The 15,116-nt window shown below is 35.3% G+C and carries 14 protein-coding genes; 7 read left to right on the plus strand and 7 right to left on the minus strand.

From position 1 onward, the window contains the following. The first annotated feature begins 487 nt into the window (after window positions 1–487). Entirely contained in the window at window positions 488–2,314 is a 1,827-nt protein-coding gene (locus AAGU07_RS15275; RefSeq protein WP_342459948.1) for a hypothetical protein, read from the plus strand. A gap of 165 nt (window positions 2,315–2,479) precedes the next feature. On the opposite strand, the gene AAGU07_RS15280 is transcribed toward AAGU07_RS15275, so the two are convergent. Genes AAGU07_RS15280 through AAGU07_RS15290 form a run of 3 tightly spaced genes read right to left on the minus strand, consistent with a single transcriptional unit; the run spans window position 2,480 to window position 3,323 of the window. Further along, a complete protein-coding gene (locus AAGU07_RS15280) occupies window positions 2,480–2,683 on the minus strand; it encodes a hypothetical protein (RefSeq protein WP_342459949.1) in 204 nt (67 codons plus the stop codon). After that, a complete protein-coding gene (locus AAGU07_RS15285; protein WP_342459950.1) occupies window positions 2,680–2,874 on the minus strand; it encodes a hypothetical protein in 195 nt (64 codons plus the stop codon). Before AAGU07_RS15285 ends, AAGU07_RS15280 begins: the two co-directional genes overlap by 4 nt. A 41-nt stretch (window positions 2,875–2,915) precedes the next feature. Next, window positions 2,916–3,323 carry a hypothetical protein gene (locus tag AAGU07_RS15290; RefSeq protein WP_342459951.1) on the minus strand — a complete coding sequence of 136 codons (408 nt, stop codon included), beginning with the start codon at window positions 3,321–3,323 and terminating at the stop codon, window positions 2,916–2,918. Window positions 3,324–3,958: 635 nt separating this feature from the next. Here AAGU07_RS15290 and AAGU07_RS15295 point away from each other — a divergent pair. Next, on the plus strand, window positions 3,959–5,266 hold the full coding sequence (locus AAGU07_RS15295; protein WP_342459952.1) for an alpha/beta hydrolase: 1,308 nt from the start codon (window positions 3,959–3,961) through the stop codon (window positions 5,264–5,266). Between the two features lie 107 nt (window positions 5,267–5,373). Beyond that, on the plus strand, window positions 5,374–5,547 hold the full coding sequence (locus tag AAGU07_RS15300) for a hypothetical protein (protein WP_342459953.1): 174 nt from the start codon (window positions 5,374–5,376) through the stop codon (window positions 5,545–5,547). 97 nt (window positions 5,548–5,644) lie between these two features. Here the strand turns inward: AAGU07_RS15300 and AAGU07_RS15305 are convergent, their stop codons facing one another. From AAGU07_RS15305 to AAGU07_RS15315, 3 genes are all read right to left on the minus strand, one after another. Next, window positions 5,645–5,785, minus strand: coding sequence for a hypothetical protein (locus AAGU07_RS15305; RefSeq protein ID WP_342459954.1), 141 nt, complete (start codon window positions 5,783–5,785; stop codon window positions 5,645–5,647). A 285-nt stretch (window positions 5,786–6,070) separates the two neighbouring features. Further along, on the minus strand, window positions 6,071–7,675 hold the full coding sequence (locus AAGU07_RS15310) for a carboxypeptidase regulatory-like domain-containing protein (RefSeq protein ID WP_342459955.1): 1,605 nt from the start codon (window positions 7,673–7,675) through the stop codon (window positions 6,071–6,073). Between the two features lie 232 nt (window positions 7,676–7,907). Continuing rightward, on the minus strand, window positions 7,908–8,486 hold the full coding sequence (locus AAGU07_RS15315) for a hypothetical protein (RefSeq protein ID WP_342459956.1): 579 nt from the start codon (window positions 8,484–8,486) through the stop codon (window positions 7,908–7,910). Between the two features lie 127 nt (window positions 8,487–8,613). Between AAGU07_RS15315 and AAGU07_RS15320 the strand changes: the two genes are divergently transcribed. From AAGU07_RS15320 to AAGU07_RS15330, 3 genes are all read left to right on the plus strand, one after another. Further along, window positions 8,614–8,967 carry a hypothetical protein gene (locus AAGU07_RS15320; RefSeq protein ID WP_342459957.1) on the plus strand — a complete coding sequence of 118 codons (354 nt, stop codon included), beginning with the start codon at window positions 8,614–8,616 and terminating at the stop codon, window positions 8,965–8,967. Next, complete coding sequence (locus AAGU07_RS15325; protein WP_342459958.1) at window positions 8,968–9,099, plus strand: hypothetical protein; 132 nt, start codon at window positions 8,968–8,970, stop codon at window positions 9,097–9,099. It begins immediately after the preceding gene. A gap of 1,151 nt (window positions 9,100–10,250) precedes the next feature. Then, window positions 10,251–12,719: a hypothetical protein gene (locus AAGU07_RS15330; protein WP_342459959.1), complete on the plus strand. Its 2,469-nt coding sequence runs from the start codon at window positions 10,251–10,253 to the stop codon at window positions 12,717–12,719. A gap of 73 nt (window positions 12,720–12,792) precedes the next feature. On the opposite strand, the gene AAGU07_RS15335 is transcribed toward AAGU07_RS15330, so the two are convergent. Then, complete coding sequence (locus tag AAGU07_RS15335) at window positions 12,793–13,980, minus strand: ATP-binding protein (RefSeq protein ID WP_342459960.1); 1,188 nt, start codon at window positions 13,978–13,980, stop codon at window positions 12,793–12,795. A 355-nt stretch (window positions 13,981–14,335) separates the two neighbouring features. Between AAGU07_RS15335 and AAGU07_RS15340 the strand changes: the two genes are divergently transcribed. Further along, on the plus strand, window positions 14,336–14,968 hold the full coding sequence (locus AAGU07_RS15340) for a hypothetical protein (protein WP_342459961.1): 633 nt from the start codon (window positions 14,336–14,338) through the stop codon (window positions 14,966–14,968). Window positions 14,969–15,116 lie beyond the last annotated feature (148 nt).

Raw genomic sequence — 15,116 nt, forward strand, 5'->3', positions numbered from 1 at the left:
ATTTATATTATTCATATCTTTAAAATCCCTCAAAAATTGTAAATTTTGGGGCCCTCAAATGCGGAGCATTCGTGGTCGAGGAAATTACATTTCATCCGACCTGCAAAAACCTTTATTTTTGCAGTTGAAAAACTTTCAGTTTTTCAAACATGCGAAAATTTTCAATTTTCAAAAACCTAAAATCTTTGATTTATCAGAGCATTCGAAAATCTACGATTTTCGATGTTTGTGTAGCAGAGCTTCACAACCGTAAAAACCTTCGGTTTTTACATGCCCCAAAATTCTTCGAATTTTAGAAAATACTACGTATTTTCTAACCTTTGGAAATCTTTGATTTCCAATGCTCAAACGCTTCGCGTTTGACAGTCAAAAAAAATTCTATGAATTTTTTGAGGATTTTGAGGGATTTTAGAGTGAATAACTATTTATAGATGGGAAAATACTATAACAAACAGTAATATTTTAAATACATACAGGGGGATTATAAATGGGAGCTAAAGCCCATAATGAGGTTTTAAAAGGAATTATATTATGCTTACTATTTTTAAGCGCAGTATTTGTTTTTTCAGGTTCTTCTTTTGCAGCAGATAATATTACCAGTAATGAAACAAACTACACACAGGAAAACACCACAAATAATGGATCAAATGGAAACTATATACTTCCAGACCCCACTAACACGCGGACAGGGACACATTACACCAGTCTCCAGGCAGCTATAAATGATGCTGCAAGTGGAGACACCATAACAGCAGAAGCAGGGACTTACTATGAAAACCTGATAATAGACAGGAGTATCAACCTAATTGGTGCTGGTAAAGATGTTACTATTATAAATGGACGGCAGATGGGCAGTGTAATCACCATAACTCCGGGTGTAACTGTTACTATAACGGGATTTACAATTACAAATGGAAAAGCACAAGCTGGCGGTGGAATCTACAATCGAGGGAGTTTAACCCTACAAAATTCAACCGTTACTGGAAACAAAGTATTTTCAGATACAACTACTGCTTTTGGCGGTGGAATCTACAATCGAGGGAGTTTAACCTTGCAGAATTCGCAGGTCAGCGGGAACAGTATGTTAAGCCTTGATAACAGGGGCGGCGGGATCTACAATGACGGCGGCAGCGTAATATTACAGAACTCCCAAATAACAGGAAATATAGGGAATGGGGGTAGCTCTATTGGTGGTGGAATTCACAATTTTAGGGGTAATGTAATATTACAGAACTCCCAAATAACAGGAAACACACTAAGTGCAGCTTATTCATTTTTTTGTGCAGGTGCCGGTATCTACAATGAAGGTAATGTGACCATATTAAATTCACAGATCACTGGAAACAGCTTATCTGCATATGAAGGTTTCTTTCATTCGGGTGGGGGAATCTACAATCTTGGCAGCGTTTATTCTGATTACATTAGCAGTGTAAATGGAAATACTCCAGATAATGTTTACCTTAATTCCATCATAATAGTTCCCTGCATCAATTTACGGACAGGTAACCTTTATTTCACTATCCAGGATGCCATAAATAATGCCTTAGACGGAGACACCATATCAGTAGCTCCAGGAACCTATTATGAAAATTTGGTAGTAAGCAGAAATATCAACATTATAGGGGCAGGTAAAGACACTACTATTATAGATGGGCAGCAGAAAGGTCCTGTAATCACCATTAACGACGGTGCTCCCACCATAAGCGGATTTACAATCAGAAATGGAAAAGCAGAACGTGGAGGCGGTATTTTCAATAACGGCGCCACTTTAACATTAAAAGATTCAACAGTCTCTGGAAACACAGCCACTTATGGTGGTGGGATCTGGAACGGTTATACTTTAGCTTTAATTAATTCTCAAGTCACTGGAAACACCTACGGCTGGCTTGGTGGTGGAATCTGTAATTGCGGCAGCGGTTTGGTTATAATTAATTCACAGATCTCTGGAAACAGCAGGTTAGGTGATGATTGCAGGGGCGGGGGAATCTACAACTACTATGGTGCTATTGGAAAGCTGCAAAGTTCAACCATTACCGGAAACACCGCAGTTTATGGCGGTGGACTTTACAATGACGGCTGGTTCTTTGCAGATAGCCTCAGCCGCATAAGTGGAAACAGTCCAAACGATGTTACAGGTAACCCAATTAGTTTATCCACACCAGCACCAACCCCCCATACTAACGTTTCAGCAGTGCCCACAGTTAGTTCAACTACAAAAACAATAAGAATGCAGGAAACAGGGATGCCGCTTGCAGGGTTAATACTGGCTGTTTTAATGGTTTTAAGTGGATTAGGCAGTAGTAAAAGGAGATAAATATCTCCAATTTTAATTCTTTTTTTAAATTCTTTGATTGAGTGGAATGTGATTTTTTTTCTGCGAATTAATGTCGAAATTACAACTATAACCGTTATCAAACCCCAGAAACAAGTACCCGCGTATGATTATTGTAAGCAATGGCTATTAGACCATAAAAAGCTACTATAAATAAAATTGATATAATCCACGATAAGATCTTTTTTTGTCTCGTATAGGTTTTTCAGGGGTTAAAGTGAAGTAAGACATTCCAGAGAGTGCTATTGCCAAAATTACTGTAAATATGAAGAATAGTAGTCTATTTTGTGCCGGGGCAAAGATGTACTCCCCAAATAACATGACTGCTAAAGCTGCTGCGACGATTATCACGTAAAGATATCTGTTGCAGTGTTTTTTTTATTCCCACATATGCCTGCAATAATGAATATCGTGCCCATAGCAAGAGTTACTGGACTTAAAAAAGAACTATTATTTAGAGATGATAAGCTCAATAAAAACCCAAATAGTCCGGATATAAAAAGTAAAAAACCTATAAGCTGTAAATTTTTATAAGTCTTCATTTTAAACCATCTTTTTTATTTTTTGCATATAATGCTTTTTATCATGAATTAGCCCTTAATATTATTTTAAACAGATGATAACCTGTAAAAACTGCAGAACCTACAAGACCCATGAGAAGAATAATAATTACATATCCACCAGCAGAAAGGCCCCCATTAAATTTCCAGTCAAAAAAGACCATACCACCAAACATCATTACAAATGGATAAACGAGAAATACACCCATTAAAACAATTCCCGCCAAAATCATGACAATTATGAAAGAGTCCGCAGATGATTTTGATCTGCTTCTTCCCCCATGACGAATAGGCGCGTACTTTTTTTTCTGTCCTCGAGAGTTGTAATACTCCAGTTCCCCACCACAGTGGCACGATTCAAATTGATCAGGTGATTCTCCTGGTTGAAGCTCGTAAAAGCCTCCACATGATTTACATTTTAAAAATCCCATAATTATTACCTTTAATCCACATTATAACTAAATTATTTTCATTATTAATAAATATTATTAATTAAAAATCACAATTTAAAAAAATCCGAGATTTTGAGAGTTTTTCGATTGAAAAGCAAAAATCAAAAGGTATTCCTCAAACATCCACCAATACCAGTAGTTTTGAGTGCAAAAACTTCGTGTTTGATGATTCTGTTTTTCAACGCAAGCACGCGCAATTAAAATAAGTTCAGATAATTTTTTCCAAAACCAGAATAGTTTCAAATCCTTTAAAGCTTGTTTTAGAGATATTCTCTCGCTTTGCAGTGTTAAACTATAATTACCTGCCAAATAGTATTGTAACTTAAATTATGTGTAAAACCCTGAAATTAAAATGAAAATATAAAAATACAGCCAAAATAACGCAGCCATGTTTTTGAACTTCAGATGGTCTGTAACAACTAAATTAAGCGGCCTAATACCGTCATAACCAATAAAATATCTAAAAGGATTAAAACAAATTATGCCATATAACATTTGTAACCATCTTGCTTTACTTAACATTTGGAATAATCCTGATTTGAGTTAATATGAAATAGCGCCCTTAAAAAGATTGATTTATATAAAAATTACCAAATATCATATAGGAGATTTAAATGGATAAATTAAACTTGTTAACGATTTTATTAATAATAGTAATAGCTTTTCCAGCTTTTGTCTTTAGTTCCAATTTTGAAGCAGAGATACCAACCTATAATCCCCAAATCACTTTTTTTAATGATTCTTCCTTTTCATACGAATTTATACGGGTTTTAGGGCAGTCAGCATACAACACATCTTCGGCCTATGAATGCCTGGCTACCGCTTCCAAAATTAAATCGGGAGATATGGAAAGCTGGTACTCAGCATGGCACCATACAGCCCTTGAAACTGAAATAAAAGCCAATAACCACATTTCAAAGGGTGAAAATGACACTGCAAGAAATCTGTACCTGTGCGCATCTAACTACTACCGTGTCTGCGAGTTTTACCTTCATGGGAATCCCGAAGATCCCAGAATACTGGAAAACTGGAATAAAAGCCATGAATGTTTCCAAATAGCAACCCAACTATCCACTCCCCAAATTGAAGCCGTGGAAATACCCTACGAAAACACAACTCTACCCGGATACTTCTACAAGGTCAATGATTCAGGTAAACCTCGACCCACCCTACTCCTGCAGACCGGTTTTGACGGGACTCAGGAAGAACTCTACGTATATGCTGTAGCGGCCAATCAAAGAGGTTACAACGTTTTAACCTTTGAAGGTCCGGGTCAAGGAAGGGTAATCAGGGTTCAGGGTTTGCCTTTTAGATCAGACTGGGAAAAAGTAGTTGAGCCTGTGGTAACTTATGCTTTATCCAGAAAAGATGTGGATTCCGATCACCTGGCCATTTATGGTTTGAGTTTTGGCGGATATCTTGCTCCCCGTGCTGCAGCTTATGACCACCGCATTAAAGCCGTGATCGCAAACGGTGGGGTTTATGACCCCATTATGGGTATGCCGGAGGAGTTTAATATTAGCAGGGAAGAATTTGTGGATTACCTTAAATCCAATCCCCAGGAATTTAATGATGAAATCATGAAGAGGATGAACAGCAGCACTTTAATGCGCTGGTCCTTTGAAAACGGAATGTACACCTTTAAAGCCAGTTCTCCAAGTGAATTTCTGCCGAAATACTCCGAATGCAACATGATCGATTCTGCAGATAAGATCGTGTGCCCTACCCTTGTCTGCGACTCTGAAAATGATTTGACCATGTCTGGCCAGTCCCAGGCGCTCTACAAACATTTAAACTGCACTAAAACATTTATACTGTTTAAAACTTCAGAAGGGGCTGGAGACCACTGCCAGGCAGGAAATCTACCGCTTTCAAATAAAAGAGTTTTTGATTGGCTGGATGAAACCTTCAACAGGACATGATATTAAATAGTTTTAGTGAAAAATGCATTTTTACGCCATTAAATTATTGGAGTCAATTAATAACTGAAAATACGGAATATTTAGATATTTAAATAGGAGTTTAAAATATGAAAAAGGTTAAACCAACAGCTATGAATATAGCATCAGTCGTAATCTTTGCTATTATCCTATTTGCCGTAGATCTCCTGTTCCTCAGGCATCTATTCTGGGAAAGGCTATTTTTTAATATCGGAATTTTTCTGGTGTATCTGGTCATATTTTTTAAATTCATAAACAAATGAGATGCCATAAATTCCATATTTTTTAAAATAAAAAATTACCCCTAACTATTACTGCAGATATTTAATTTTTCAAGTCCAATAATTTCCATTATTTTCCTTAAATGATGGTACCTTCGTTTATGTGCCGCTTGCCGCAGTTTGGACAGTCCCAGTATTTGTCGTCACCCTCTTCCATTTCAATTACATCTGCAACTCCTTTATAATCACAGTTATCACATACCGCTAATTTTTTAACCATTATTATTAGCCCCTTAAACGTGTTTTTTATGATTTAATTCAATTAATACTTTAGGACTTTATTTTATTTATATTATTTATAAATTCAAATAGTATTAAATGACTGCAATTCATGTTACAAGTTTATTTTGGGTGGATTTTTCCGAATCGATGCTTGTTTTCAAGATATTCTATTGATTCATGCAGCATAGTTATTAAAATTCTAAACCAGTGATTGCTAGCCATAGATTTATTTAATCTAAAAAAAATAAGGAGTTTAGTTTAATACATAAAAAAGTAAAGAATATTATTTTCTTTTTGGCGCCACTAAACCGCTTAAAACCATTAAAACTGCAAGTAATAGATAATTTAAAGGCATACCTGTTTTCTGGAGTCCTATTGTTTCTGTTGTTTTGCCTGCGGCGTTTACTGTATTGTAAGTTCCATTACTTGATTCATTTCCATTACTATCATGATTCGGTGATCCTAAACCTAGACCAAGGGGTTCTCTCAACCATTTACTAACTTGCACATTGTAAAGTTGACTGGAAGATGGGCCTGAGCTTGAACCCCACCAGTTGTATTCAGCAACTGCTGTACCCCTATTATAAATTTCAGTACCAGCACTTGCCGTGTTACTAATGAAAGAACAATCCCTCAAAACAATATAGCTTCCCCTATTATTATTAAATACCGCACCACCATAAGTTGCACTGTTACCCATGAAAGTACAGCCACTTACAATGTTAATACGTCCACTATCTCCCTTTTCCGAATCATGTGTATTGGCAATAGCGCCGCCGTCAGAATCACGAGTCCCAGTTACAAAATTATCTGTGAAAGTACACCCATTCATATAATCAATAGTCCCCTGATTGCAGATAGCACCACCAGCACCAGTACCTATTGGATTTATTGCAGAGTTACCAGTGAAAGTACATCTAATGATATAGTCAATAGTACCTTTGTTCCAAATAGCACCGCCAATAAATGCAGTGTTATTAATGAAAGTACAGCCACTCAAGCCAGTAATAGTATCCAAGTTGCAAATAGCACCGCCACCCATGATATCTCTATATTCACTTGAATTATGACCTATGAAAGTACAACCCGCAATATAACAGGTACCTAAATTGTAGATAGCAGGGTATCTATTTCTTTCAACACCTATGAAAGTACAATTTATAATGTAGCAACTACCTCTCGAATTGAAAATAGAAGAGGCAGGTATAATACTCTGTTTTATTGTTAAATTTATAACTGTAAAATTAATAGAAGCCGGAATATAAAATAAACACCCTTCTAAAATAGTACTTTCCTGGTTTGCACCTACAATATGAACGTCTTTACTGATTGAGAAGCTGCTTAATGTGTAAGTCCCATTTGCAATATAAACGGTCCCTCTAGGATTAACATTGTCCAGACCTTTCTGTATAGTTTTATACGGATTATCTAAAGTTCCAATACCAGTTGTATCACTTCCTATAGAAGATACGTAAACACTGTCCATTCCTAACTGGAAGTTAGCTGTCCCTATTGAGTTATTATTTACAGTAACTGTTTTACTGGCGGATTTATGTCCAGGATAGCTGGTTGTAACTGTGAAAACTTTATCTGCACTCTGAAAGTTTAGAGTGTATGTACCGCCTGCATTTGTAGTTGTACTCGCCAATTTAACCCCATTTTTAAAAGCTGTGACCGTAACACCTTGAAAATTATCTCCATTTGAACATCTCTTGACATTACCAGAAATCACAACGCTTGTATTTACTGGAGCAGTACCTGTATTAACAGATAATTGTGTATCATTATCATTTACCGCTGCTGCTGAGACAGCGCAGCATGTAGTAATAATAAAAAACAGTGTGATGGTTATTAATATTATTTGTCTTTGAATCCTTTTCACCTCCATTTTGCCCATAACAAAATGATTAGTATTTTAGGCAAATAATATAAATACTTTTCTTATAATTAGGTACTATTGACTGTTTATTTACATATAATGAATAAAGAAAATTTATTAAACGAAGTTATAATTCATGAGCCATAAAATCAGGGAAATAATAGTTAAATACCTTTTATGCCCATAAAGATGGCGATAGATACTAATATTTAAGTGCAAAGTTACTGCAAAGATTTAAAATTTAAATTAACTCAATAAAATCAGACCCCAAAGAAGTAACATAAAGTTCATTCTTATTCTTTTCCTCAACTAACCCCATTGATCTGAGATCCTGGATATGTTGATAAAGCGGTCCTTCTGATTGTTTTTTGGTGTGCTTTTTAAATTCTTCAACAACCAACCTTTTTTCAATTCCAGGATTTTCTTTGATCCAGTTCATTATATTCTTTTTCTTGGCCCCAAAGAATCTACCTTTAATTATTGGCAACTGAGTCATTTGTGGATAAATTTTAACAGGGTTAATTGTTCTAAATTCACATATAATCCACAGCAGGTATAGGCCAAATATATCTGGTTTTATAATTGTGCAATATTCCCTGTTTTCCTTAAAAATAGGTGTTATTATTTTAATGAAGCCTTCCAAACTTTCATCTATTTCAATATGTTCTACTGGAATTTGACCAAGCTCAGATATTTCAACATGTTTGCTTGATAAAACAATTACTTTATCAGCTCTTGTATCTCTATGAGTTACGGCATTACTGATTTCATCAGCTTCTGTAAGGTTCGTTATCAGGATATTACACGCCATTTCAATCATGTTACTTTTTAAATCCCCTGATATATAAAGAGGCTGTCGTTTTTTTAAAAGTAATTACTTTTTGAAAAAAGATATATTTAAATACAAAAAGTAATAAGAATATGATCAAAATACATCGGCGGTTTAAATGAAACCAGAAAAAACCAATTTGGTACGAATTGAGTATAATAAAGAAAAAAACAAGTATTTTGCGACCTTCAAGATTTGGGGCCTTGATGAAAACGAAATTGGGAAAATTATAAGTTATGTTGAAAGATTAGAGACACCAGAAAACCGTAAGATCTATATCAAAGATTGTAATGTCTATGTCACAGACCTTTTTGAGGCGGAAGCCTTTGAATCAACGTATCCAAATATAATCAATGCAGCTAGGGAAGGTCTGATTCCCGAGAGAGTGGAGCCTTCTGTTTTGAATGTAGAGGTTGATTTGTGCATGATGGAGGATGAAGTAGATTTTTCAGTGAGGAGGGTACTAATTTGATTGGAAGTGTGGGTTGAAGGTGTTATGGAAAATATGATATACTCTGCAAAAGAGAAAGAATGGATTTTAATCACAGATCAATGTAATGACGTTAAATCAGTGCCGTTAATGTTTAAAGGAGGATTTGGATAAAAGCCAAACAGATAATAAAGCACGACGAATACTGCAAAACAAGCAAATGAAAATAATGCAATTATGATATAATGACGGGAAATACGAAAATCATACCCTGAACTGCTTTTAGACCGTAGTTTTAATCCTTCATGAAGACAAATTGATCCACTTACCAATGTACCAACAGCTCCAAAAAACCAAATCACTATTTTTCTTTCAGGTACAACAAAAAAACTTGCCAGTAAGAGGATAAAGAATAAAATAGCCATAAAATAAAGATATATCAATACATCTTCCTTTTCGTTCCTAGTGTAACTAATTTAAATCCCTCTGCAATATGATAGATTACTATGTAACTTAAATAGTAATATTTTTTACTATTATAATAAATAATGGGAAATTGATAACTTAATAATCTAGTTTTCATCTTCTTTAACCAAAAAAGTAACTACTGCACCTTCATCCAATACATCAATATTCCAGATGAGTTTATCACCCTATTTTTTCACAATTTCACTGTTTATATCACTGATTTCTTTGAGTCTGAGTCCTTTGAGTCAAGATATCCGCATATGGTCAAGTTTGCGAGGAAGGGAGTGGTTCCTGAGAGGGTGGAGCTTTTTGTTTTGGATGTGGAGGTTGAGTTGTGTTTGATGGAGTGAGGTGTTGAGTTTTCTGTGAGTAAAGTGCCTAATCTGATTAGGAGGTACGGAGTGGAGGGAGTTAGAGATATAAATGCATATTATACTGATTCGAAAGATGACAATTCAGATTAGTAACTTCGTTATAGTCGAGTTTTACGCAGTGATTGAAATATAAAATTACCTTGCAAAAATAATGATGTTTATTTTAGGATATCTACTTAATTTAATTGTAATAATTACTTTAAAACTATTCATAAGACCTTTTACTAGTTAAGTTTTAATAATAGCTAAAACTAACACTTTTTTGAAGAATATACTTACTAACTAATTAATCTAAATGTCAATGGAGTTATTTTCACCCCAATTATTTTTTTAAGGTGCGCCATACAACATGATTTCAATTAATACTCAATAATTTAATGTATTCGGCACAAAGGAGGTGAAAACATACGAAACCAAACGATTACAACTAAAATTAAATTCATTATTCCTTTACTGCTTATAAGCTTAACCTTATTATTCTGTTTGAGTGCTGTTTCTGCAGCAGATGTTTACGTCAATACCACTGGAAATGACACAAGTGGTAATGGTTCTATTGATAATCCATACCTTACAATACAAAAAGGAATAGACAGCGTAAATCCAAATGGAACAATAAACATCGCCAACGGAACTTACAAAGACACAGGAAACACTAACTTAACAATAAACAAAAACATGACCATCATCGGCCAAAGTCAGACAAGCACCATAATTGATGGTCAAGGACAAGGATCAATATTTACAATCAACCAGGGAATAACTGTTACATTCCAGGATTTAACACTAACTAACGCTAGTACAACTAAGAAAGGTGGGGCTATTAACAATAATGGAACTATAATATTATCTAACTGTAACTTCAACAAGAATACTGCAACTATCTTTGGAGGGGCGATCTACAATAACGGCACCCTAACAGTGTCTAACTGTAATTTCACACAGAACACTGCAATGGGAGGTGGAGCCATCTATAATGATGGAATATTACAAGTGATTAGCAGTACTTTCAATAATAACACAGTACCCAATGGTGTTGGTGGAGCCATCGCTAACTATGGAAATTTAAACATGACCAATTGTACTTTCAACAATAACTCTGGATGGTTTTATGGTGGAGCAATCTACAATTCTAAAAACTTAAACATGACCCGTAGTACGTTTAACAATAACACTGCCGGATCTGGAGGGGCTATTTATAATTATGCAACTGGCGTATTAAACATAACCAAAACATCATTCAATAATAACACCGCAGATAATTCAGAAGGTGGAGCCATCTACAATTACGGAACACTAACCCTAACTAACAGTACACTCACAGGTAACACTGCAGTTAATGGTGGCGCTATCTACAATGAGGGAATATTGACCATCGCAGGGTCCACACTCGCAAATAACACTGCAACTGACAATGATGGTGGAGCAATCTATAACACTGCTAATGGAACATTAACCATCGAAAAATCCACATTCACAGGCAACACCGCAGAATTTGATGGTGGAGCCATCAGTATTTGGGGTGGAACCATAACCATCACAGAAACCGCATTCAACAATAATACCGCATACTATGGTGGGGCTATCTGCAGCATTAAAGGAACAATTAATATCACCAACTCCACATTCACAGGCAACACTGCATCCTTTGGTGGGGCTATCGACGCCTACCAAGGAGAGTTAAATATCACAGACTCCACACTCACAAATAACACCGCAAAAGCATGGGGCGGGGCTATCGACAACAACCAGGGAAAATTAACAGTGAAAAACTCTACGTTAACAGGCAACACCGCAAAATTTGATGGTGGAGCCATCCACAATAGTGGAATATTAACCATCACAGAGTCTACACTCACAGATAACACTGCAACCAAGAAAGGTGGAGCCATCTATCATGAAGAGGGTAATTGTGAAATTCATTTCAACTGGATTGCCCGAAACACTGCAGATCAAGGCAATGCAATTTACAATAATAACGGGACAATGAATGCTACACTTAACTGGTGGGGTTCAAATACAGACCCAAAAACTATTCAAAACCTCATCGTAGTGAATAATACTGGTTCAGTGGATGCTAGTACTTGGATTACATTAACAGTACATGCAGACCCTACAAATATCAATAACACCAAAACATCAACTGTAACTGCTGATTTCAATCACATTAACGGCTGTGGTGAACTAACTGGCGGGCATATCCCTGATGGACCTATTACTTTGAGTGTACCTTGGGGAAGCTTAATTTCTACATTAGGTGCGTACACGCCCCCCGCAATTTACCCTGTTATTCAAGCTTCCAATTCTGGAATAACTCATTCAATCACATTAAACACTGTAAATGGGCTTGTTACTGCTACATTCTATGCTAACGAAGGAACCGTAAATCCGCTATTCAATCCAGTAAAAGTCACAGCAGCTGCTGATAATTACACTACAAACAACACAGAATCTGCTTATATCATCATCAACAAAGCGTCAGACCTATATATCAAAATAACAAGCAATAAAAACAACCCCAAAATAGGCAAAACATTCACATTAACCTACAAGCTCGGAAACAAAGGGCCAGATGAGGCAACAAATGTTACAATAACAATACCACTACCAGAAGGCTTTGAAATATCACAAATCACTGGTGATGGAAACTGGGCTTACAATGCAGACACTAACACGATAACATGGACTTTAACAAATGTTCCAGTAGGAGACCCGTACCTGCATATTTCAGGTTATGTAAACAATCCCGGAACATATGTATTTAGCTCATCAATCTCTTCAGAGACTTACAATATCAACAGCCAAGGTGTAACACCGATTACAATCAATGCAGTCAGTGAAGTAAAAGCAGTAAGTAAAACAATACCACTACAAAAAACAGGGTTACCATTATCTGGATTAATACTTACAATTCTAACAGTGTTTGGTGGCTTAGTAACTTCAAAAAGGGAATAATTCAATTTCTTTTTTTCTTTATTTTTTATAAAGTATAACGACCATATGGCTAAAGATAGTCAATTTTAACGAATTAAGGCGGATAAAAACCATCCCTCTCTTTTTTATATTCCAACCATGCAAATAACATATGGTCATCAATCATATACTTTTTGCCAGAATGAGACAGTATGCCCTTATTTTTTATTATATTCACATATTTTGCAAGTGTCTTATTGGAAAAGTCAACTTTAGACAGCAAATCACTCCAGTTTAATGGCCCGTTTTCAATAAGGGTTGTAATGATATCTTTTTCTTTACCTGAAAGTGTGGCCCATACTGCAGTCCACATAATGGCGATCTGCTCAATTTTTTCATAGAATGTCTGGATAACCAGTTCATCATCATATTCTACATCTCCAGACATGGTATTACAGAAGCTGTTTATATATGCTGGGTATCCCCTTGTGCATTTATAAAATCGGTTTAAACCACTTTCAGTGAATTTTAACTCTGATACTCTCTCTTTTAAATAGCCTTCAGATTCTTCCCTTGTAAATGGGTCAACAGTATACTGAGTCATTCTACCTCCGAAAGCCCCTTTTATACCATTTATTTTATCTACAATATCGCTGGACGCGGATGTTGACCCTGTGAAGATATAACTTACATTATCCTGTTCCTGAGTGTAACTCCTAAACAACCAGAAAAATGCTTCTGGAGATTCCAATTCGCCGATAAGTTGGAATTCATCTATTACTATTACAAAACCATTTATTTTTCCATTTGAAAGCTCAACCACTCTTTGGGGGAATTCCATTACAAATTTACTGAGTTTTTCATAGTTATCCTTAATATCAGGAATTGCTATCCCCATAGCTGTCCCTGCTTCTTTAAAATCAAATTTCTTTTGCCAGATTTTCATTATAAGATCCTTAACTATATCATATGATCTTGTCAAATCATCCATATCTTCTCGTAGTGACTCATTCATTTCTTCTAAAAGGCTGTTCATTATTAATTCTTCTGTTATCCTGCCTTTTTGAATACCGAATATTTTAGACATGTCTATATATGCTGTGAGAATATTATCAGGTAATTCTGCTAACAGTTTCTTCAATAAAAATGATTTACCAACACCCCTATATCCCGTAACTAACATTTGATTAGCTACATCATGATTAAGTGTATTTAAAAAGGATTTGAGTGTTATTAAGTCTTTTTCACGGTTGTAAAAATATTTATCCAAATCAGTCGGAATTCCTAATGGTAAAATTGGCATATAATCCCCCATTTAGTTACATCAGTGTATTTCATTTCACCTGAATTTTTAGTTTACTTAATTACACTAATGAATTTACGTATACTACCATTTAAAATTTACCTGATTACACAAATGTATTTCATTTCACCTGAATTTTTAGTTTACTTAAATACACTAAAAAACCTGCACATTTCTACTGCTGCTAAAATTCAGCGAACATGTGGCTAAATATAGTTAAGTTTAACGAAATACGCTCAACTCAGTCATAGTTTAATATAAAAGGTAATGTTTTTATTCTTATTCGACAAAGACTAATTTAACTATCGATGTTTAATGTAACTCATTTAATCACGAGAAAAACAGGAGAATAAAAATGTTTATAGCACCAAATTGGTTAGAAGGACTATTAATACAGGCAGGTATATACATAGGAATCCCGTTACTTATCGCTGTAATTTTAGGGCTGGTAAGATGGAAAAAATTGAAGAATAAACCACATCACAAGGCATATCCTGATGAACCATATTACGAAGAACCATATTACAATGAATCAAAGAAGTTATCAATAGCCCTAACGTTTGCTTTAGCTTTTATGGTATCAGCCATAGTAATGTACCCACTTGGCAGTGTATACTGGTGGAGTGCATATGAAGTGCCGTCTGTACAGGAAAAAATAATTACAGTTCAAGGATGGGAACCTAAGGCAGGAATGGTCTCCGGTGACTATGGGGGGATGGTTATAAGTAATGCAGATCAATTAATGCTTGTTGCAAAGGACGGTGAAGGGTTCTTTAATAATGAAAACTTCCTGTTCCAAAAATTCAATACGAGGGATATTTTTAACCAGCTGAAAGTTGGGGGGACCTATAAAATCAAGTATTATGGATGGAGAAATGGATATAACAGCGGATTCCCAAATATACTAAGTGTTGAGCAGGTTATAAACGAAACAAATACAACAAACAATGATTATAATAAATACTTCGGTACAAAATTTGCATACTAATAGGGGTTTGCAATCCCTTTTATTTTTAAATTAGTCCGTTGTAGTGCTTTAGTTGGATTTTAAAACATTAAGTAAAGATTACATGGGATATTAGAAAACACATTGCTTTTTGAAGAATTTAAAATTATTATTTTCATTTAAAAATGAT

It is taken from the genome of Methanobacterium sp., from assembly GCF_038562635.1.
Lineage (GTDB): Archaea > Methanobacteriota > Methanobacteria > Methanobacteriales > Methanobacteriaceae > Methanobacterium_D.

Excerpts from the sequence above, each read along its gene's own strand:
- AAGU07_RS15275 (WP_342459948.1), top strand. The coding sequence starts at position 488 with ATGGGAGCTAAAGCCCATAATGAGGTTTTAAAAGGAATTATATTATGC.
- AAGU07_RS15285 (WP_342459950.1), bottom strand. The coding sequence starts at position 2,874 with ATGAAGACTTATAAAAATTTACAGCTTATAGGTTTTTTACTTTTTATA.
- AAGU07_RS15290 (WP_342459951.1), bottom strand. The coding sequence starts at position 3,323 with ATGGGATTTTTAAAATGTAAATCATGTGGAGGCTTTTACGAGCTTCAA.
- AAGU07_RS15295 (WP_342459952.1), top strand. The coding sequence starts at position 3,959 with ATGGATAAATTAAACTTGTTAACGATTTTATTAATAATAGTAATAGCT.
- AAGU07_RS15300 (WP_342459953.1), top strand. The coding sequence starts at position 5,374 with ATGAAAAAGGTTAAACCAACAGCTATGAATATAGCATCAGTCGTAATC.
- AAGU07_RS15305 (WP_342459954.1), bottom strand. The coding sequence starts at position 5,785 with ATGGTTAAAAAATTAGCGGTATGTGATAACTGTGATTATAAAGGAGTT.
- AAGU07_RS15310 (WP_342459955.1), bottom strand. The coding sequence starts at position 7,675 with ATGGAGGTGAAAAGGATTCAAAGACAAATAATATTAATAACCATCACA.
- AAGU07_RS15315 (WP_342459956.1), bottom strand. The coding sequence starts at position 8,486 with ATGATTGAAATGGCGTGTAATATCCTGATAACGAACCTTACAGAAGCT.
- AAGU07_RS15320 (WP_342459957.1), top strand. The coding sequence starts at position 8,614 with ATGAAACCAGAAAAAACCAATTTGGTACGAATTGAGTATAATAAAGAA.
- AAGU07_RS15335 (WP_342459960.1), bottom strand. The coding sequence starts at position 13,980 with ATGCCAATTTTACCATTAGGAATTCCGACTGATTTGGATAAATATTTT.
- AAGU07_RS15340 (WP_342459961.1), top strand. The coding sequence starts at position 14,336 with ATGTTTATAGCACCAAATTGGTTAGAAGGACTATTAATACAGGCAGGT.